Source organism: Leminorella grimontii, from assembly GCF_039789245.1.
In the GTDB taxonomy this organism is placed as follows: domain Bacteria; phylum Pseudomonadota; class Gammaproteobacteria; order Enterobacterales; family Enterobacteriaceae; genus Leminorella; species Leminorella grimontii.
Map to the genome: position 1 here is coordinate 2,112,203 of NZ_CP146357.1, position 20,274 is coordinate 2,132,476.

At 51.2% G+C, this 20,274-nt stretch carries 17 protein-coding genes and 1 pseudogene; 4 read left to right on the forward strand and 14 right to left on the reverse strand.

Going from position 1 to position 20,274, the window contains the following annotated elements; all coding sequences use genetic code 11:
* Positions 1-138 precede the first annotated feature (138 nt).
* The 9 genes from V8L73_RS09880 to V8L73_RS09920 all read right to left on the reverse strand — a co-directional run bounded on the left by V8L73_RS09880 (position 139) and on the right by V8L73_RS09920 (position 9,379).
* Positions 139-1,122 (reverse strand): helix-turn-helix transcriptional regulator, encoded by a 984-nt coding sequence (locus tag V8L73_RS09880; RefSeq protein ID WP_027273135.1) that lies wholly within the window; start codon positions 1,120-1,122, stop codon positions 139-141.
* 267 nt (positions 1,123-1,389) lie between these two features.
* Complete coding sequence (locus V8L73_RS09885; RefSeq protein ID WP_051155537.1) at positions 1,390-1,707, reverse strand: c-type cytochrome; 318 nt, start codon at positions 1,705-1,707, stop codon at positions 1,390-1,392.
* Positions 1,704-2,210 (reverse strand): TlpA family protein disulfide reductase, encoded by a 507-nt coding sequence (locus V8L73_RS09890; RefSeq protein WP_245614578.1) that lies wholly within the window; start codon positions 2,208-2,210, stop codon positions 1,704-1,706. Before V8L73_RS09890 ends, V8L73_RS09885 begins: the two co-directional genes overlap by 4 nt.
* The gene (locus V8L73_RS09895) at positions 2,200-2,919 is read right to left on the reverse strand and encodes an ABC transporter ATP-binding protein (protein ID WP_036023229.1); all 720 of its coding nucleotides are present in this window, start codon (positions 2,917-2,919) and stop codon (positions 2,200-2,202) included. Before V8L73_RS09895 ends, V8L73_RS09890 begins: the two co-directional genes overlap by 11 nt.
* 5 nt (positions 2,920-2,924) lie before the next feature.
* Positions 2,925-4,037: an ABC transporter permease gene (locus V8L73_RS09900; RefSeq protein WP_071783270.1), complete on the reverse strand. Its 1,113-nt coding sequence runs from the start codon at positions 4,035-4,037 to the stop codon at positions 2,925-2,927.
* 10 nt (positions 4,038-4,047) lie between these two features.
* Complete coding sequence (locus tag V8L73_RS09905; RefSeq protein WP_027273130.1) at positions 4,048-5,328, reverse strand: ABC transporter permease; 1,281 nt, start codon at positions 5,326-5,328, stop codon at positions 4,048-4,050.
* Positions 5,329-5,330: 2 nt separating this feature from the next.
* A complete protein-coding gene (locus tag V8L73_RS09910) occupies positions 5,331-6,701 on the reverse strand; it encodes a Fe-S-containing protein (protein WP_347254811.1) in 1,371 nt (456 codons plus the stop codon).
* Positions 6,702-6,846: 145 nt separating this feature from the next.
* Entirely contained in the window at positions 6,847-7,374 is a 528-nt protein-coding gene (locus V8L73_RS09915; RefSeq protein WP_027273128.1) for an iron transporter, read from the reverse strand.
* Between the two features lie 94 nt (positions 7,375-7,468).
* Positions 7,469-9,379, reverse strand: coding sequence for an FTR1 family protein (locus tag V8L73_RS09920; protein ID WP_347254755.1), 1,911 nt, complete (start codon positions 9,377-9,379; stop codon positions 7,469-7,471).
* A 666-nt stretch (positions 9,380-10,045) separates the two neighbouring features.
* Here V8L73_RS09920 and V8L73_RS09925 point away from each other — a divergent pair.
* The 3 genes from V8L73_RS09925 to uspE all read left to right on the forward strand — a co-directional run bounded on the left by V8L73_RS09925 (position 10,046) and on the right by uspE (position 13,557).
* The gene (locus tag V8L73_RS09925; RefSeq protein ID WP_261830912.1) at positions 10,046-10,795 is read left to right on the forward strand and encodes an FNR family transcription factor; all 750 of its coding nucleotides are present in this window, start codon (positions 10,046-10,048) and stop codon (positions 10,793-10,795) included.
* A 194-nt stretch (positions 10,796-10,989) separates the two neighbouring features.
* Entirely contained in the window at positions 10,990-12,447 is a 1,458-nt protein-coding gene (locus tag V8L73_RS09930; protein ID WP_347254756.1) for an AMP nucleosidase, read from the forward strand.
* Positions 12,448-12,612: 165 nt separating this feature from the next.
* Positions 12,613-13,557 (forward strand): universal stress protein UspE, encoded by a 945-nt coding sequence (uspE, locus tag V8L73_RS09935; protein WP_027273124.1) that lies wholly within the window; start codon positions 12,613-12,615, stop codon positions 13,555-13,557.
* Positions 13,558-13,633: 76 nt separating this feature from the next.
* On the opposite strand, the gene pntB is transcribed toward uspE, so the two are convergent.
* Together pntB and pntA are read right to left on the reverse strand one after the other, a co-directional pair.
* Positions 13,634-15,040 (reverse strand): Re/Si-specific NAD(P)(+) transhydrogenase subunit beta, encoded by a 1,407-nt coding sequence (pntB, locus tag V8L73_RS09940; RefSeq protein ID WP_027273123.1) that lies wholly within the window; start codon positions 15,038-15,040, stop codon positions 13,634-13,636.
* A 14-nt stretch (positions 15,041-15,054) separates the two neighbouring features.
* Positions 15,055-16,587, reverse strand: coding sequence for a Re/Si-specific NAD(P)(+) transhydrogenase subunit alpha (pntA, locus tag V8L73_RS09945; protein ID WP_347254757.1), 1,533 nt, complete (start codon positions 16,585-16,587; stop codon positions 15,055-15,057).
* Between the two features lie 467 nt (positions 16,588-17,054).
* Between pntA and ydgH the strand changes: the two genes are divergently transcribed.
* A complete protein-coding gene (ydgH, locus tag V8L73_RS09950; RefSeq protein WP_027273121.1) occupies positions 17,055-18,011 on the forward strand; it encodes a DUF1471 family protein YdgH in 957 nt (318 codons plus the stop codon).
* A 69-nt stretch (positions 18,012-18,080) separates the two neighbouring features.
* Here ydgH and V8L73_RS09955 read toward each other — a convergent pair.
* The 3 genes and pseudogenes from V8L73_RS09955 to V8L73_RS09965 form a co-directional block, all read right to left on the reverse strand.
* A pseudogene (locus V8L73_RS09955) lies at positions 18,081-18,241 on the reverse strand (IS3 family transposase); the annotation flags it as partial.
* Between the two features lie 208 nt (positions 18,242-18,449).
* Positions 18,450-19,361 carry a hypothetical protein gene (locus V8L73_RS09960; protein WP_347254758.1) on the reverse strand — a complete coding sequence of 304 codons (912 nt, stop codon included), beginning with the start codon at positions 19,359-19,361 and terminating at the stop codon, positions 18,450-18,452.
* A gap of 430 nt (positions 19,362-19,791) precedes the next feature.
* Positions 19,792-20,058 (reverse strand): hypothetical protein, encoded by a 267-nt coding sequence (locus V8L73_RS09965; protein ID WP_347254759.1) that lies wholly within the window; start codon positions 20,056-20,058, stop codon positions 19,792-19,794.
* Between the last annotated feature and the right edge of the window lie 216 nt (positions 20,059-20,274).

Consider the following 20,274-nt stretch of genomic DNA (forward strand, 5'->3'; position numbering starts at 1 on the left):
TATCCTACGATCCTGAAAGCGGACTTTCAGACTTTATTATAGAAGGGATTGGGCAACAGTGAAAAAGTAACACAATGACAATAGTAGCAAATAACCCAGACAATAAGTTAGTTAATCAATAGTCACATCTGTTGATATTCAAGGTATTTTTCTTTTTCGTGAGCGAGCCAACGTTTCACTCGGTCGTTCGCTAAACGTACTGCGGTAAGTTGAAGAAAAGCGCGCCAGGTGCTGGAATCCCCAGCGAGTCGCCGTTTTAGCAACATTATCATTATCTTGTGCCGTCATCAGGTCGCGCAGTGCGCCGTTTAGCCGCATGTTAATAAACCATCCTTTGGGAGACATGCCGACGGTATTTTTGAAAATCATTTCAAGGGCTCTCAGAGTGTATCCCGTAGAGTCCGCCAGTTCGGATAGCTTAATGTTGTAATTCTCGCTGGACAGCACCAGCGTTTCACTGGCCAGAATAAGCTGACCGTGCAGCTGGCTTAAGCGATTGGGAAGAATACCCAACCACTGGTTATCATTTTTGCTTATTGCGGTTGCGCACTCGTTAATGAGATCGCTAGAAAGCTTATTAATAACGTCTGGCGGCAGCATTGGCTTTGCCAGAGGTTCAATGAAGCTAAACATCTCCTTAAAGAATCCGGTTAAGTGCTCGAACGTCGTATTGCTTAGCTTTATCGTTATGATTTGATTTGTAGGCAGCGTCAAACCGTCAGGATGCGCGGACAGCGCCGCCTGTAGTAGATAACGTGGTATAGAGCAAAGAAACCATTCACACTCTCCCTGGGATTGGTAAAAGATATCCGTTCCTTCCGGAAATATGCGCAGGTTTCTTTCACCGACGGGCATTCCATTACATCGGGTAAATTCGTTTCCCTTTACCGTTAACCCAATGTATACAAAGTGAGGTGAGAATTTTCCTCGGCCAGAAATCGACGACGTTCCGGAACGACGATAACCGTATTCAAGCCGAGTTTGCCCCAGATTGAGGCTTATATTCTCTATATCATTCTGCGAGCTAACCAGGCGACGAACCATATTTCCGCCTTGAACCAGATCAAAGTCAGCGGCATCTAACCCGTTGTAATTTCTTTTAAAATAGATGATTTTTTCCACGGTAAGTCGCCCTAAAAGGGAATCAAAAAGATGTTTTTTCTGTATACCATTATGACCTATTATTCTTTAGAATAGTTCAAATTCATAGTGGTATGCTTATTTGATTGATTTTAAATAGGTTAATAATCAATTTCGATTTAGAAACGAAACGTTAGGACACACTCTTAAAAGCAATTATACATTCTGGATTTTTATAAACAAAAAAAACGAAATTAGCACAAAAAAATAACGCACTCGCGTGCGTTATTTAAAATATTTTGAACAATGTTAATGTTGGCGATCGCTTAACGTCTGCACATACTCTGCTAACTGTTGAATATTTTCGTCACTAAGGCGCTTTTTTACCATATTCCCCGCGCCCTTTACCTTTCCATCGCGGCGCGTTTTCAGTGCTTGTATAACTTGAGCCTCATCGAGCGTTTCGAGCTTTCTGGCTTTATTCAGCGCCGTTTTTTCACCATTACGACCATGGCAAGAAGCGCAGTTTTTCTGATAAAACCCCTTAATCTCCTGAGCTTGAGTCGGCGCTGTCGAGCATAGAAATACAAGCGCCAGTGCAAACGCAACGCTAATTCGCTTTATCAAGGCTGCACTCCTCTCGTACGCTCAAAAATGGCGGCCAACTGAGGCTCTTTCATCATGCCAACGTATTGAGCAAGCAGCTTTCCATCGGGCCCGATAAGAAAGGCCGTCGGCGTACCAATAACCTGATAACGTTCCTGAGTAATCGCCAGCTGATCTTTCACGTTAGGAAACGTCACGTTTAAGTCGTTTAATAACGCCTCAACGTTAAAGTCGCCTCTGTCCGTATTTATGCCAACGACCACTATACTGTCGTGAAAATCCTTGCTGAGCTTTTCAAGCGTAGGCATCTCGACCAGGCAACCTCCGCAGTTTGAAGCCCAAAAGTTAAGATACACGTATTTACCCTGCCATTGGGCAAGGGAGGCCTGATTGCCCTGCAGATCGTAGACGGCCAGCGTCGGCGCAGCCTCCCCCACTTTTGCCGTTTCTTCCTTACAGCCGCCGAGCAGCAGTGAAACGCCAAGCAAAGCCGCGACCGTCCACCTGTTCATTTCAGCCAACATGCTGTTCTGCCTCCTGACGATTCACCTCTTCGCCAAGGTATTTTCCGTGCTGTAGGCGAATAATTCTGTCGGTAAAGCGCCCCAGCTCCGGGTTGTGGGTAACCATAACGATAGTTCTGCCCTGCTTGTGCAAATCCGTTAACAGCCCCAAAACCAGTTTTTCGTTCTGTTCGTCAAGGTTTCCGGTCGGCTCATCGGCAAAGATAACCGGCGGTTCGTTAACCAGCGCCCGGGCAATACAAACCCTCTGCTGTTCGCCGCCGGAAAGCTGGCTAGGCAGATGATCGACGCGGTGATCGAGCCCAACCTGCGCCAGAACCTTACGCGCGGCCTTTTCGTCCACCACGCTGTGATAGTGTTGCGCCAGCATGACGTTTTCCAACGCGGTTAAAAACGGGATCAGGTGAAACTGTTGAAACACCAGCCCGATTTTATCGGCTCGAAAGGCGCGACGTCCCTCTTCATCCAGCTTTGCGGCGTCAACGCCGTCCAGCAACACCTGCCCTTCGCTAGCCGTATCCAGGCAGGTCAGAATGTTCATCAGCGTCGTTTTTCCAGAGCCTGATGCGCCCATAATGGCAACAAACTCCCCGCGCTTGATGTGCAGGTTAATGTCATCCAGCGCGATAACCTGGCCAAAACGCTTATACAGGTGCCGGGTTTCTATCACCCACGGCGATGGCGCTTGAATATTTGATTGCTGTTGCATCACCGCTACTCTCCTTTTAATACTTTAGCCGGCTCAATCTTGACGGCGCGATAGGTTGGCAGAACGGCGGCGATCAGCGCCACCAGCAGAGAAAGCGCCAGCGTGAGCGGTATAACCTGAACCCGAAGCCCAATCGCTGCAGAGAATACCGTTTGACCAAGGATCTGTGCCAAGACGTAGCCAATGACGATGCCGACGGCGGCGGCAAACAGGGCCACTATCAGCGTTTCCGTTACAATCTGCCGCACGATGTCGCGGCCCTTAGCGCCCAGCGCTTTTTGTAGCGCGAACTCGCGAGAACGCTCGCTGACGATAGCCATTAGCGTGGTATTCACGCATAGCGTTGAAAGCACCAGAATGACTAACGAAACCAGCCCCATTAGCCCTTTGATCTTGTCCAACACCTGGCCTTCCGAGGCGGAAACCTTACGAATGGGGCGAATTTCAAGATTGGGGTAGTCAGCCTGCAGCCTTTCGGCAAAGGCATCTACCTGCCCTTGTTCATTATTAACGCTCAGCAGCGCGTGGCTGATGACGTTCGGCTGATTCAACCAGCTTTGCGCCAGCGGCAGATTAATAATCAGCACGTTGTCCGTTGCGTCTCCGGCTTCAACGATGCCCTTAATCTGCAGCGGCTTTTTTCTGTCGCCGTCAACCAACACCACCGTATCGCCCACCTTTAACTCAAGGCGGTTGGCCAGCTTGTAACCTATCATGGCGTTACGATCGTCAAAGCTCACGCCGATCCAGTTCCCCGTAACCTGCCAGTAAGGAACGATCTGCTTGAGCGACTCAAACCACACGCCCATCACAACCACCTTTTCAAGCTCCGTTCGAGCTGTCCCATACAGATAGGGCGTTCCCGCATTGACGATATCTTTCGAAGACCCGTCCATAATCTTTTGGTACTCGGCCTGCTCCATGGTGTGCCCATGCCCCGGCCCGATATAAAAGTTGGCGCCAAAGGTGCGCAGTTCCTGGCTCATTTTGGCGTTGATATCAAAGTAGACGGCGGACATCGCGGTCACGATCGCCGCCCCTACCGCCAGCGCGGCGAAGACCACGACGACGCGCTGCATGCGAAGCCTGAGCGCTCGCCACACCAGGCGCCAGAACATGCTTTGTGCCTTAGCGGCCATACAGCACCTCCACCGGATAAAGATAGGCGATTCTACGCGCCGGGAACCACGTACCGACCAGCGCAATCAACACCGACAGCGCCAGCACGCAGGGAACGACAATCCAGGCAAAGCTCAGCGGCGCGTCAAACAGCATCATACCGATGCCCTTCGCCAGCCCCCATCCGGCCAGGCAGCCGAATAGTCCGCCGATAACGCCGCTCATGGCGGCCTCCAGATAGAACAGCGTCATAATTTGCCACTGCCTGGCGCCTAGCGCTTTCATCAAGCCTATCTCTCGCGTGCGCTCCATAATGTTGCTGGTCATCAGCGACGCAATACCCATCGCCGACGCCAGCAGCGCAGCTAACGTAACAACGGCCAGAAGCAGTTGAATCTTTTCGATAACGATGCCTTCTGACGCAGCCACCTGCCAGATGGGGCGAACCCCCGAGCCGGAAATCGCCTCTTCCAACTGGTGAGCGATGGAAGACACATAGGCGGTGCAGTACCACAGGTCATACTCTTCCGCATCCAGCGACTCCAGATCGGCGCGCGCTTTGCGTGAAAGCTCGTTTTCCGGCACGGTCAGCGCTGAAACGCGAACCGCCTGCACTTTACCCGGCAGCCCTAGCAGCGTTTGAACCTGAGCCAGCGGCATGACGAGCTGCTGCTCTTCATCGCCGCCGCTGGCCAAAATGCCGCTAACGACGACCTCCAGACTGCCTTTTGGCCCCTTAACGCTCAAACGATCGCCGATCTTCCAGCCGGTCTGCTGAGCGAGCTGTTGCCCGACCAGCGCTTCAACGGCATCGCCCTCTTCTTTAGGCCACTTGCCGCTGACCTGCCAATAGGGACTCACCGTTTTCTGACCGGTGTGATAGTCCTCTTCATCGGGTACGTCGACGGCCCGATCGAAGAACGTGCCTAGCGCGATGACGCTATGCCCCTGTACGCTAACTTCGCCGCTGAGCAGCGGCGCAAAGCCGATAATGTTATTACGCCAGAAGATGTCCTTTATATTGGGCAGTTCGGCTTCGTCCAGAAACTCCTGCCCGGCCAGCGGATTGCTCTTTTCGCCAAACAGCGCCGGCAGCGTCGCCTGTCCGGCGGGCTCGATCAGAATATTTGCGCCGTAAGACTTCATCTCTCGGGCCATCTTGTCGCCGATATCGATAGATACTGCCAACAGCGCGGATATCAGTCCGGCTGCCAGAAAAATGGTGACTACCGCCAGCGATTTTTTGCCTACGTTGCGCGACCAGGACTGGCGCAGCATTCGCCATAGCATGATTACTTAGCCTCCTGAACGTATTTTTCCGGGTTGTCTCTGAAAGCCTCAAAGTTCGCCTCGTTTGAGAAAAAGTAGGTTTTACCGGCGAAGGTGTAACGATGTTCGGCCTTGGTGTTGGTCAAACGGCTGCCGTCAACGGGATCGGTAACCTCCAGCGTAATGACGGTATTGAAATAGTTAAGCCCGGATTCAAGCGCCTTCTTGCCAATGGTCAGTTCGGTGTCCGTCATTGACCATTCGTCAATCGGCACTGGGTTGCAGCCGCCCGGTTTACCAATGGACGGAATAAAAATGTGTACGTCGCACGCCACGCAGATGACCTGATTGCCTTCCATCACGTATCCCTGATCGCCGCACAGCAGGCAGGCGTCGAACACAACGCCCAGCCGAAGCTTGTCCGGATAGCGATTGATGACAAAAAAACGTACGGCTTTACCGTCGTCAGCGACCCAGACGAAGCGGTGAAGTTTGCCGTCCTTTACTTGCTCAATGGGGATATGAACCATGCCGTCATCAGCCAACAATACGGGCTGAGCCTCCGACAGGCGCGGCGGCTGGGACGCCACCTTATCCCAATAAAGCTGAGCGCCAAAGGCGGCGGCGGCCAGAAACAGCGTTACAACCATCGTTCGACGAGCGTCGAAATAGCGGGCCAGCGCCTTCCGATGCGCAATAGGTTCGCTCTGAACCCGCTCTTTTGCTCTGGGAATGACTACGCGCAAGAGATAAACCAGCACGGTTATCAGTAAAATAAGCGCGCTGACGTAGTTAATCAGCGCCCAGGCGTTGGTGACCTTAGCCACATAGCTCAAAAGCGACTTGGTCAGCCCTATCGCCTGAAGCTTCATCAGCGCCAACATCAGCTCGCCGGATACCGGCGCCAGCAGAATTAATGCAAGCGCAATAATCAGAGGCCAGCGTAAAAAGCGCAGTTGGCTAACGCAGGCGGCGATAAGCGCAGCGGAGGCCGCAACGAGCGCGATGCCGCCCAGGACGGCGCTGACGTTGAGTATAAGATCCGTATTCACCACGCCGGTCGCGGTGATAGCGCTCAGGTTGGGCGTTTGGCCCCAGCGTACGGAGGAGAGAAGAATCAGGATAAACAGCCAGAAATAGCCGACTCGCCGTGAAGAAACGCGCTGGCTTACTAAAAACAGCACGATGGAAGCCAGTTGGAACAGCGTAAAAAACAGCGTCCACTGCTGTGAACGGGGGAAATGAATGCCGGCGAACGCCCCGACCAGAAAGCCCAACAGGCTTAACCACACGACGGGACGCAGTCCCGGCGCCTGACGTGGCGCCCAGCTAACTCCCAGCAGGAGAGAAACGGGTAAAAACGCCTGCAGAACCGAAACCAGAAAATAGTTCATCATAGATATCTGTTTCACGCCCAGACCGCAAAGGCCGGAACGCTTCCCCTATTTTTATGGCGACCACTGCAATCACAGTGATTAAAGAATACGGCCGGAAGGGCTTCACACCCTTCCGGCTAAACGCGCTATTTCAGTTAAGACCTCAGTTCAGACCGACGTACTTAAACTCAAAGCTGGCGTCAAAAGGCTTCCACCAGCGGCCAACGCCGGTTTCGCTGTCGGTATGACGATGCATGCCCGCTTTTGAGGGCGGCTCAATGTGATAGGTCACTTTATAGTTGCCCACGCCCATCATTTTGATGTTTGCGCCGTAGTGCGGGCCGTCGCCGGCAACCATCGGCATGAAGGTGCCTTCCTGCTTCTCTCCGGTATCGGTGTTAACCAGCGTGTAGGAGATAGTCAGATAAGGCATCCATTCGCCGGCGCCGAAGCCGTTTTTATTCCCCTCAATGGCGTGAATATCCGCTTCCAGGTGAATATCAGACTTGGCGGCTGGCAGGCCCATTCCGCGCGGTTCCATGTCTATCGGCTGCAAATAAACCGCCGCGATCTCCAGCTCATTCATTTTTACCGGTTCACCCGCAGGGTACTCTTTAAAAGCGAATGCCGCCGGCGCCGTCAACAAACCGGCGATAAATGCACCGGTAACAAACGTTTTCTTCATTGCCATTTTTTCCATCCTCTTTATCGTCACAATCATTACATCCGTTAGCCGCCCCAGAGAAGCGGTACTAAAGGCATAGGTAGAATTGCCCACATTGCTTCTAGTTATTTATCGCCTTGCGAGACGAATTATTTTTCATTACCCACAGGGCAATCAGCGCCGCAACGATCAGCGCCGCCTGCGGTATCAACGTTTCAACATAGGGGTAGACGCCAAGCCACACGATTTCCGGCATTCCTGCTATTAGCGTGGGTTGGAACAGCTTGCCTTCTATCAGCTCCAATACGCCTTTGCCGGCGAAGACAAACGCCATCAGATACATAAAGCAGCCGGTAAACATAAAGAACGGCTTAAGCGGCAGCTTAACTACGCTAAAGCGCATAACCACGTAGGCAATCAGCAGGATCACACAGCCGATAAGGAAACCTGCCAGAATAGAAAGATGCCCGCTGACGCTTGTCGAATCCCCCATCAGCGCAAAGTAGAACAGCACCGTCTCCGCTCCTTCACGATACACCGCCAGGAAGCTGGTTAGCCAAAGCCCAACGATAGAGCCCGTAGACAGTGAGTTTGAAAGCTTGCCTTCCAAATAGGCTTTCCAGTGCTTCGCTTCGACTTTTGACAGCAGCCAGTAGCTCATAGAGAACAGCATGACTACGGCAATCAGCATCGTCACGCCTTCCAGCAGTTCACGGCTGGCGCCGGAGTTGGAAAACAGCCACTGGAATATCACCGCCGTCACTACGCTTGCCAGCAGAGCAACGTAGACCGACTGGCGGATCAGAGGAAGCTTGTCCTGATGGTTGTTTTTCACCAGATAGGCCACGATGGCGGCCACGATAAGCAGCGCCTCCAGCCCTTCGCGCACGATAATAAGCAGGCTATAGATGAGAAGGCTCCAGCTCGTTTGAGCGCCGCTGCCCAGCATCTCGACGGCGGCTATAAGATCGGTTTGCAACGCCTGGGACTGCTGCTCTACGCTCTCTATTGGCTGACCGGCCTTAATCTGGCTAACCATTCGGGTGAAGTGGTTTTCTATTTGGGTTTTAAATGCGGCGTCGCGGGAACCAATCTTATTCTCCATTCCGCTGGCTTCAAACAGATCGAAGTAGGCGTCCTGTATGGCCATCATCGCCCCTTTGCCGTCTCCACCCTTATACTGCGCCAGCGCGGCCTTAACGGCGGCGTCGATATCAGTGACGACCTTGGACCAGTCAGCGTCCGGAACGCTGTCGGCAACGGTATCCGCCGCGGCGACGGCCTGTTGCTCTTCGCGCGTGATGGGAAGACCCGGCAGCAGGTCTTCAAGATCCTGCAACAGCGTGGTGATGCGGTAGCTGACGTCATTCATCCTGTCGGCTTCGCCGCTGATATTAATCAACTCGTTAAACTGGCGGTTAATATCGCCGGCCTGCTGCGAAGAGCGATTTTGACGAACGGACATTTCCATTTCGGAATTTTTGAAGCCGTCATACTGCGCCTGCTGCACTTTGCGGCGAGCCTCGGCATAGTTTCCGTTTTGATAAAGCGTTATCGCTTCCGCCAGCAAATCGTCAATCGTTTTAAAGCTCTGCTGCCAGTACGGCGCAATATCGCTGTTGTCGTACGTACCGTGCTGCTGCTCTGCGCTGAGTTTATGTCCATCCTTCAACACGGGTAAAACGCTGTCCAACTCGTCCTTCAGCCAGTTAATCTTGGCGTCAACGTCGGCCTGCGGCTTACCTTCGCCGATCATTTTGCGAATTTCGCCAAATGCGGCTTCCATCTGATAGCTTTTTTGGGCGGAGATGTTGATGCGAATGGGGCCTTCAAGGTTCTCAAAAACCTCAAAATAGGCCATCTGCACTTCCGTGCGGGCTTCGGCAATTTGCTGCTGCTGATAAAACTGAGAGGTTTTATCCAAGCGCTGACGAATGTCGTCCGTAAGCCGTTGGTAATCCGTTGCCATAGCAATCGCACTAAACGCACACCATCCAATCAGAAGAAAAATCGTTTTTTTCAAGATAGACATAGTTATGATATTAGCTATTACAATGATAGTTATTCTCATTATACTGACTTAGAGAAAATAATTAACCTGATCTTTGTCAAACTATGAGGACAGGAGAAGCTGCTGCGGCAAATTGGATGCCTTTGTAGAGTGGTAAAACGGCTTTCTTAAACGCGTGGGATTGTTAGCGATCAAAGAAAACGCTGTTTTACGTTTCTCGCCCGACGGCGATGTGGAATAATTAGCGGGTTTGAAGTTGAGCGGAAGTAATGCAGGGTATGTCGATATATTGCCAATATGCTGTCAGTTCCTTCCCGTTTTTACGCTATATCTCTCAATCATGATAGATTTGTTAAATTAAAGATAAATAATCTTTGTTTTATCGCCGCTTACGCAGCGTTTCATCTTGAATTCACTTCACCCTATAGTTTAAGCCCCTGTTTGTTCCCGTTCTCTTAACAAGCCAACGCATTTCTCGCTCAAAAAATAAGCGTTTCATCCCTCACTTTAATTCCCCTAAGTCACACGCTTTAAAGGCAAAAGAATCAAAATACATTTAAAACAAAGCGTTATTCCAAAATGCTCCTTTTAACATAAGGGAACATCTCGGAGTTTTGGTGAAGCCTTACCTATTATAAAAAAAGCTGGTAAAATTGACTCACGTCAAATAAATCAGAGTTACAACCTATGATTCCGGAAAAGCGAACAATTCGGCGCATACAGTCAGGCGGATGTGCAATTCACTGTCAGGATTGCTGCATCAGTCCGCTATGCATCCCTTTTACGCTGAATGAGCATGAACTGAATCAACTTGACAACATCATTGAGCGTAAAAAGCCTATCCAGAAGGGGCAGGCTCTTTTCAAGGCCGGCGACGAACTTAAGTCGCTGTACGCCATTCGCTCGGGCACGATCAAGAGCTATACCATCACCGAACAGGGCGATGAGCAAATTACCGGCTTTCATCTGGCGGGCGATCTGGTTGGTTTTGACGCCATCGGTACGCACACCCATCCTAGCTTCGCTCAGGCGTTGGAAACGTCGATGGTGTGTGAAATTCCCTATGAGATATTAGACGACCTGTCCGGAAAGATGCCCAGCCTGCGCCAGCAAATCATGCGCCTGATGAGCGGCGAGATTAAAGGCGATCAGGATATGATCCTGCTCCTTTCCAAGAAAAATGCCGAAGAGCGGCTGGCCGCCTTCATTTATAATCTGTCCCGCCGCTTTGCCCAGCGCGGTTTCTCCCCCAGGGAGTTCCGGCTGACGATGACGCGGGGAGACATAGGCAACTACCTCGGCTTAACCGTAGAAACCATCAGCCGCCTGCTCGGACGCTTCCAGAAAAGCGACATTCTGAGCGTGAAGGGTAAATACATTACGATTCAGGATATTGACACGCTGGCCGACTTGGCCGGGCAGAATCAGCCCGAATAGACATACCCGTTATATTCACGCGATGCGCTTGCCTGGCCGTCGCGTGAATCGCCCTCTTCTTCTCTTTCTTCTTTCCTTCTGAATTCATTTCACTTTTCTCTTGATTGTGCCTTTCGTTCTTAGCGCTTCGTGACATAATTAGGCTATGTTTCGCCACTTACAACGATACAAACTACACGAACAGGGGAAATCCTATGAGCCTTGAACGCGGCGCCGAAAAACTCTCTCCGGCCCAGGCGCTGGACAGATTGGAAGCCATGTATAACGAATCGGTCGAAGCGCTGCGCGGCTCCATCGCCGCCTTTATCGAGACCGGCGCCCTTCCCGACGATAGCGCCCGTAAAGCGGGCCTGTTTGTGTATCCGGAGCTGAAAGTCAGCTGGAACGGCGTATCCCAGTCGCCGAAGAAGATCCGCGCCTATGGCCGGTTCACCCATCCAGGCTGCTACACAACGACCATCACCCGCCCGTCGCTGTTTCGCGCCTATCTGGAAGAACAGCTGACGCTTTTACAGGAAGACTACGGCGCTAACATCGAGGTTGTACCCTCTCACCACGAGATCCCCTATCCCTACGTCATCGACGGCGCCAGCCTGTCGTTGGACAGATCGATGAGCGCCGACTTAACGCGCCACTTTCCAACAACCGAACTGTCCCAAATAGGCGATGAAATGGCCGACGGCCTTTTCCAACCGACGGACTTCAGCCCGCTTTCACACTTTGACGCACGGCGCATCGACTTCTCGCTTGCGCGCCTGCGTCATTACACCGGCACGCCCGTAGAACACTTTCAACCGTTTGTTCTGTTTACCAACTATACGCGCTACGTTGACGAATTCGTCCGCTGGGGGCGCGGGCAAATCGCCGACGCGGATTCCCCCTACGTCACGCTCTCCTGCGCCGGCGGCATACTGATTGATGAACACAACGTCCTACAGGCCGACGCTTTCGACTTCAGCGGCAAAAATCATCAAATGCCCGCCTATCATCTGATAACGAAAGATGGTCAGGGCATCACGCTGGTCAACATCGGCGTCGGGCCTTCTAATGCTAAAACTATCTGCGACCATCTGGCCGTGCTGCGCCCCAACGTCTGGCTGATGATTGGCCACTGCGGCGGCCTGCGCGAAAGCCAATCTATCGGCGACTACGTGCTGGCCCACGCCTACCTGCGGGACGACCACGTATTGGATGCCGTTCTGCCGCCGGATATCCCAATCCCCAGCATTGCAGAGATACAGCGCGCGCTTTACGACGCCACCAAGCTGGTCAGCGGTATGCCCGGCGTCGAGGTAAAACAGCGTTTACGCACCGGGACGGTGGTAACAACGGACGATCGCAACTGGGAGCTGCGCTATACCGCCTCGGCGCGACGCTTTAACCTCAGTCGCGCTATCGCCATTGATATGGAAAGCGCCACTATCGCCGCTCAGGGCTACCGTTTTCGCGTTCCCTACGGAACGCTGCTGTGCGTATCAGACAAGCCTCTGCACGGCGAAATCAAGCTGCCTGGGCAGGCGAATCGCTTCTACGAAGGCGCTATCTCCGAGCATTTACAGATAGGCATCTGCGCGATAGACCTCTTACGCACTGAAGGTGAACGCCTCCATTCTCGTAAGCTGAGGACGTTTAACGAGCCGCCCTTCCGCTAGCGGTTAAACTATCGTCAATCCAGCGCGATACGGACTCATATCAATCTGCTAGATGGCAAAAGATTGATCCGAGTCCGATTATCGCGCTGTTATGTTTTTGTTGTATGGTTTACTCTTTATTTACTAATTTAGTTAGTCACGTTTACTAATGGCTGGGAGGACGCTATGGCACACTACCAAAATCTTATCGTGGCAATCGATCCGGACGAAGAGGATCAGGCTGCCCTACGGCGTGCGGTTTATCTGGTTCGCCGCAACGGGGGAAAAATCAAAGCGTTCCTGCCTATCTTCGATTTTTCCTACGAAGTGACAAGCCTACTGTCGCAGGATGAGCGAATGGCCATGCGCCAAAGCGCAATAGACCAGCGGGTTGCCTGGATACGCCAGCTGAGCCACTATTACATTGAGTCCGGCGTAGACATAGAGATTAAGGTCGTTTGGCACAAGCGCTATCATGAAGCGGTGATTGAAGAAGTCGCCGAATTCGGTCACGACCTGCTGCTGAAGGCCGCTCACCAGCAGGACCGCCTGGAATCCGTTATCTTTACTCCCATCGACTGGCACCTGCTGCGTAAGTGCTCCTGCCCGGTATGGATGGTAAAAGACCAGCCGTGGCCTGAACAGGGCAAAGCGCTGGTTTCGGTCAACCTGGCCAGCGAAGAGGATTTTCACGACGAGCTTAACCATAAGCTCATCAAGGAATCGCTGGAACTGGCAACCTTCGCCGACAGTACCGAAGTGCACTTGGTCAGCGCCTATCCCACTACGTCTATCAATATCGCCATTGAGCTGCCCGAGTTCGACCCGACGGTGTATAACAACGCCATTCGCGGCCAATACCTTGTGGCGATGAAGGCGCTTCGCCAGCAGTTTGGCATCCCTGAGGAGTTGACTCACGTTGAGCGCGGCCTGCCGGAAGACGTCATCCCGGCCGTTGCCGAGGATATCAAAGCCGGTATCGTTGTGCTGGGCACCGTGGGCCGTACCGGGCTCTCCGCCGCTTTTATCGGCAATACGGCTGAGCGAGTGATAGGCCATCTGCGCTGCGATCTGCTGGCCATTAAGCCGGATGACACCGCTGAACACGACGAGCACGACGACGAAGACTGACGCGTTCATCGTTAGCGCCAGATAAAACAAGGGCCGCAATTTGCGGCCCTTTGGTTTTGACAATTCAGACGAACGCTTAGAGCGCGCGCAGGATGTTGTCTACGCTGGCTTTCGCATCCCCAAACAGCATTTGGGTATTTTCTTTAAAGAACAGCGGGTTTTGCACACCGGCATAGCCGGTATTCATTGAGCGCTTGAATACGATAACGTTCTGCGCCTTCCACACTTCCAAGACCGGCATGCCGGCGATTGGGCTGCGCGGATCTTCCATCGCTGCCGGGTTAACGGTATCGTTCGCGCCGATAACCAGAACGGTATCGGTATCCGGGAAGTCCTCGTTGATTTCGTCCATCTCCAGCACTACATCGTAAGGCACTTTAGCTTCAGCCAGCAGTACGTTCATGTGGCCAGGCAGGCGCCCGGCAACCGGGTGGATGCCGAAACGAACCTTAATTCCCTTCTCACGAAGCTTGGCGGTAATTTCCGCTACCGGATACTGCGCCTGCGCCACCGCCATGCCGTATCCCGGCGTGATGATGACAGAACTTGAGTTCTTGAGCAGTTCGGCAACCTCTTCCGCCGTCGTTTCGCGGTATTCTCCCATCTCTTCATCGTCGCCGGTAGACGAGCCATCGGTACCGAAACCGCCGGCGATAACGCTGATAAAGGAGCGGTTCATTGCCTTACACATGATGTAAGACAGGATCGCACCGGAAGAACCCACTAGCGCACCGGTCACGATCAGCAGGTCGTTGCTCAGCATAAAGCCCGCCGCCGCCGCCGCCCAACCGGAGTAGGAGTTCAACATGGATACAACCACCGGCATATCCGCGCCGCCGATAGAGGCCACCAGGTGCCAGCCAAAGGCCAGGGCAATGACGGTCATGATCAGCATGGCGAAGACCTGAATGCCGACGCTTTCGCTGTTAACGAACATCAGCATCAGCAGGAATGAAACCACCAGAGCCGCAAGGTTCAGCTTGTGGCGATGAGGCAGCATCAGCGGCTTGGAGGAGATCGTGCCGCGCAGTTTGCCAAACGCCACCACTGACCCGGTAAAGGTCACCGCACCGATAAAGATGCCGAGGAAAACCTCTACGTGGTGAATGTTGAGAACAACCTGCAGCTCCTGCGGGCTAACGCCTTCCAGATGTGGGCCGACGATATAGCTGTTAAAGCCGACCAGAACGGCAGCCAAACCTACAAAGCTGTGCAGGATGGCAACCAGTTCAGGCATTTCCGTCATCTCGACCTTTCTGGCCAGATAGATACCGATTGCGCCGCCGATAACCATCGCAGCCAGGATCCAGCCAACGTTGCTGGAATAAGGGCCAAAGATGGTAGCGACAAGCGCGATAGCCATACCGATGACGCCGAACGTATTCCCCTGCTTCGACGTCTCATGCTTGGACAGCCCGGCAAGGCTGAAAATAAAGAGAATGGCAGCAACAATATATGCGGCTGTAACTAATCCTCCAGACATATTTGCTACTCCTCTTAGTTCTTCCGGAACATTTTCAGCATGCGCTGGGTAACGGTAAAGCCGCCAAAGATGTTAATGCTGGCGATGAGAACCGCGATAAAGGAGAAGAGCGTAACCCATCCCCCGTGGCCGATTTGCAACAGCGCGCCGACGACGATAATGCCGGAAATGGCGTTAGTCACCGACATCAGCGGCGTATGCAGCGCGTGGCTTACGTTCCAAACCACGTAGTAGCCGACTACGCAGGAAAGCGCGAAGACGGTGAAGTGGGACAGAAACGCTGCCGGAGACACGCTGGCCAGCCAGCCAAACAGAATAATCGCCAGCGCCAGCAGAGCCAGCTTCTTCACTGGAGAGCTCTTTTTCTCAACGACCTGCGCTGCGGCCTGCTCTTGCGCCTTTGGCTTTTGAGGCTGAGCCGATACTTTAATCGGCGGAGCCGGCCAGGTAATTTCGCCGGTCTTAACGACGGTGACACCGCGAATAACGTCGTCTTCGAAGTTAATATCCAGTTCGCCGTTCTTCTCCTTGCACAGGAGCTTCATCAGGTTCACCAGGTTGGTGCCGTAAAGCTGGGAGGACTGGGTCGGCAGGCGGCTAGGCAAGTCGGTATAGCCGATGATTTTTACGCCGTTCTCGGTTTCAACCACTCTATCAGCCTGCGTCAGCGCGCAGTTACCGCCGTTTTGCGCCGCCAGGTCAACGATAACGCTGCCGGCCTTCATGGAGGCGATCATCTCTTCAGTAATCAGCTTCGGAGCCGGCTTACCTGGAATGAGCGCGGTAGTGACAATAATGTCCACCTCTTTCGCCTGCGCGGCGAACAGCGCCATTTCCGCCTTGATAAAGGCTTCAGACATCACTTTGGCATAGCCGTCGCCGCTGCCCGCTTCTTCCTCGAAATCCAACTCAAGGAACTCGGCGCCCATGCTTTGCACCTGCTCCTTAACCTCAGGACGCGTATCAAAAGCGCGAACGATAGCGCCCAGGCTGCCCGCGGCGCCGATGGCCGCCAGCCCGGCAACGCCTGCGCCGATAACCATGACTTTCGCAGGGGGAACCTTACCGGCAGCGGTGATCTGGCCGGTAAAGAAACGACCGAACTCATGGGCCGCTTCCACGATTGCGCGATAGCCCGCTATGTTGGCCATCGAGCTCAGCGCATCCATTGACTGGGCGCGAGAGATACGGGGGACAGAGTCCATCGCCAATACGGTGACGTTTTTATCCGCCAGCTTCTGCATCAGTTCAGGATTCTGCGCAGGCCAAATGAAGCTGACGAGCGTGGTGCCTTCCCGAAGCAGCTCCACCTCGCCGTCGTCCGGCGCGTTGACTTTAAGGATAATGTCGGATTTCCAGACGTCGTCCTTTGATACAATCGTTGCGGCGGCGGCCTCATACGCTGAGTCATCAAAGCTTGCGAACTTGCCCGCGCCTTGTTCTATCGCCACAGAAAACCCGAGCTTAATCAGCTGCTCTACCGTTTTCGGCGTTGCAGCTACTCGGGCTTCATTGGCCAACCGCTCTCTTGGTACACCAATTTGCATATTTTTCCCTTTTCATCAATCGTGGATGATAAGCGTTTGTTATGCCCTTTTCCCCGCTTTGCCAGCGAACGGCAGCCCAGAGCGTAAGGGTATAATCTGAATTTTCCTGACGTGTTTAAGCCGAGTACACGAGAAGCTGAATAATCGTAATGTCTTATCAATTGCCCCCGGTCAATTCAGCAGCCTATAACCTACTGAAAATATACTCGGCGATCCATAGTCTCCGACGTTATTCTCATGTTTTTTTATCAACTTGTTATAAAAATTAGATCTATTGTTGATTTTTTAAGCTTAACCGGCGCCAAGCGCTTTTTATGCGTCGGCACAAAAACCGCAGACGCGCATTCAGCGTGCTGAAATAATGAAAAAATGCTAGCGTATTCCCTGTCAATCCGTGACATAATCGCTTACCCTTGGCGGTAGCAATTTCACGACGTTAATAAAAAGTAAGGCGTAAAGGATCCTTTATGAAGCTGAAAACAACGCTAATGACTACAGCTCTGCTTTCCGGGATGGCTTTTTCTGCATTTGCAGCACAAGAGTTAACACCCGAGAATGCCGATCGGTTAGTTCCTTTCGACAGAATCACCTTTACAGGTCACTACAGCAGCATTTTTGAAGCCAATCAGGCGGCTTCAAAGCGGGCTGACAAAGTCGGCGCGGCCTCATTTTACGTGCGCGACATCAGTGACCAAAACTCTGAAGGCGGAAACTGGCGCATTATCGTAGACCTTTATAAAGCCGACGCGGCTGTGTCAACCAAAGAGACGGAATACCGCGTCTTCAACGGCGTTCGTGAACTCCCTAAAGAAGAGGCCGTTAAGCTTGAGCCGTTTGATACCGTCTCCATTCGCGGCTATTTCCCGCTGCAGGACGATATCAATGACGCCATCACTAAAGAAGCGAAGGAAAAAGGCGCCTACTCTTTCTACATCGTGCGGCAGGTTGACGCCAACCGCGGCGCCAACCAGTACGTAACGGCCTTCATTTATAAGAAAGACGCGCCGATGCGTAAAATCCAGACTCAGGACAACCCAATCCCCGCCGATTCTGACGCAGGGCGCGCAGCGCTGGCCGCCGGCGGTGAAGCGGCTAAAGACGTAGAGATTCCAAACGTCGCTTCTTCAACGTCGTTTAGCACTGACGTTGGCCGCTTCTTTGAAACCCAAACCAGCACCGAAGGCTCTCGCTATACCATCACGCTGCGCGACGGAACCAAAATCCAGGAGCTGAATAACGCCACTGCTGCCAAGATGACGCCGTTCGACTCCGTCACCATTACCGATAACTTCAGCAACTCGGTGGATATGTCCGAGCAGATCGCCAAGCGGACTGCGGCCAAGGGCGGCAAGTACTACCACATTACCCGCCAGTGGGAAAAACAGGGCGGCGTGGTTACCGTATCGGCGGATATTTATAAGTAATATTGCTTTGTCCCGTCCTAAAACATGTTGGCAGTTTTTAGCAAAAGGCTGGGGATAATTTACCCCGGCTTTTTTATGTATCGCATCCGGAGTTTTCATATCTAAACTCAGATGCGGCATCAGTTCGTTGTATATTTTATCGACTCTTTGACAAGTCTTTTTAGTTCACTCATATTTCGGTACTTATGCCAAAGAAATACCTATTTGAGGATGCTATTTATCCACTCTGCCTGAGGGAGCAAACTCAACCATTCAATATTAAGACAGTCTATTTTTCGATGAATTGTAATTTTTTATCAACATAACCTCCGTTTTGAGGATGGCCATCACGCAGAAATTCTACTTCTAAATGGGACAGGATTTTGTGTCAAAATCAAATGGGCAAACTCCACCAGGCGACGCCTTTATCCAAGCTCAGCTTATTGCAACAAAACCGTTTTATCTGGTCATATAGGTAGGCTGAGGTACAGTTCTGCCATAACGCACTCGCCCATTCTTTGTATCACAATAAGTTCTTGTCCCTTTAGTTGACCAAGTCTCTTTTATCTGTGCGCCAATAGAGCCATAAAATGCTTCCAGCTGGTAAATATCTCTAATAATAAACCAATTACCACGATCGCAAACTGCAAGGGGAAATTCACCAGGTCTGGCTACCGCACCGATGAATCCACCTTCTCTGTCAACAACATCTTTTTCATGTGAAAGCATATAAGAAGAGAAGTTAACCTGAGCACCGTGTCGAACTACATTATGCTCAATACTATAAAAAGGACGTGCTGAGTCGACTTTTGCTACCTGACGGTTAATACTATCTATGATGTCTTTTTCTTCTTTTGAATTAACCATGACAGTTCTTGGACGACCAGCCCCCCGGAAAGTAATCATATCGTGAGCATCATAATCTCCGGTATAAGGAAGTGATTTCCAATCTTGCTGGGAACGTAGTAAGTCGATATTTTCTGGGTTTGTTAAATCCAGGATCCCATTGGATACAGCATGAGCAATGGGTGTTTTACTTACATCACCAACATAGATACCAATTAGTCCTGTGTCATCCCAGTGGCCTACATAACCAATAATTTCAAGCTTCTCAACCAGCTTTAGCATAGCTTCATATTCTTTCGGATCTTTATATTTTGATCTCAGAGAACTAGGTTTTATGGTTTTTTCCAGAATGTCATGGCCTTTTGCTTTCGCCCCGTAATGTAATGCATTGATAGTGCAGGGACCGGCCTCACGAAAGCTAACGCAGAAATTGCCTCTCTTTGCTGCTTCCGAGATTGCCGCCATATGCCTCATTAAAATAAAATTTTCAGCAATCTCTGTTAGATGATTAATTTTATTATTCATATTATTACCTCACATATCTTTCTAATTCTATACTGAGAAAAGGGAATAGGTAATAAGAAATATAAATGATATCTTTAACTTGAAAAATAGTCACACACTTAAATAGAAGCTAATAAAATATATGCTTGCATATTCTATTGTCTAGTATATTTACTGAAATGGCAAAATATGAACAAACAACTAAAAGTCGTTGATCTTTTCAATTCATTCCAATACTACATTGGCTAATTTTATTTTACTGGAAAAGCGACATTAACTATTTTATAGTTAATTAATAGGAACCGTGGAGTGTTACTAGTTAATTCATTAATATCCTTTATGCGTAAACACATCTCAGGATGGAACACTAAATGAATTGGACAAAATCAGCCCTACAGGCAATGGCCTCATCGCGCAGAAGCGCCCTTCTTTACTGACATCACCACCGCGGTTAACTATGACCGGCGCCATAGCGAGGTTCGTCGTTTGTCATGAATTCAATCGAATCATCGCTAAGATAGGGAGTAACAAATATTTTTCCAGCGCCATCCTTGGAATAAACGGCATCGCCATTATGGTATCTGGTAAAATTTCCTGCTCCAGAGGAGTCGCTTCTTTGAAAATAATAAAAATTCAGTTCTGATTTCAGATAATATCCATGCCCCCTACAGCAAGTCCAGTTTTCATTGGCATCAGCGGATAGTTGAATGCTGTCCAACCTATAATCCTTCATATTTGGGAATGAAAACTTTCACTTCCCCATTTGAAAAGTATGCATTTTCATAGGTGAGATAGATTCTTTTATTCCATAGCCTATCGCCGCGGGCGTCGTAAAAGACGCTAATTCTCGCGGGTTTCATGTAAGTATCCGGCTTGAGGTACTCTTCATTATTCAGAGAGAACACGACATAGCCGTAATTATTCATTTGCTCTG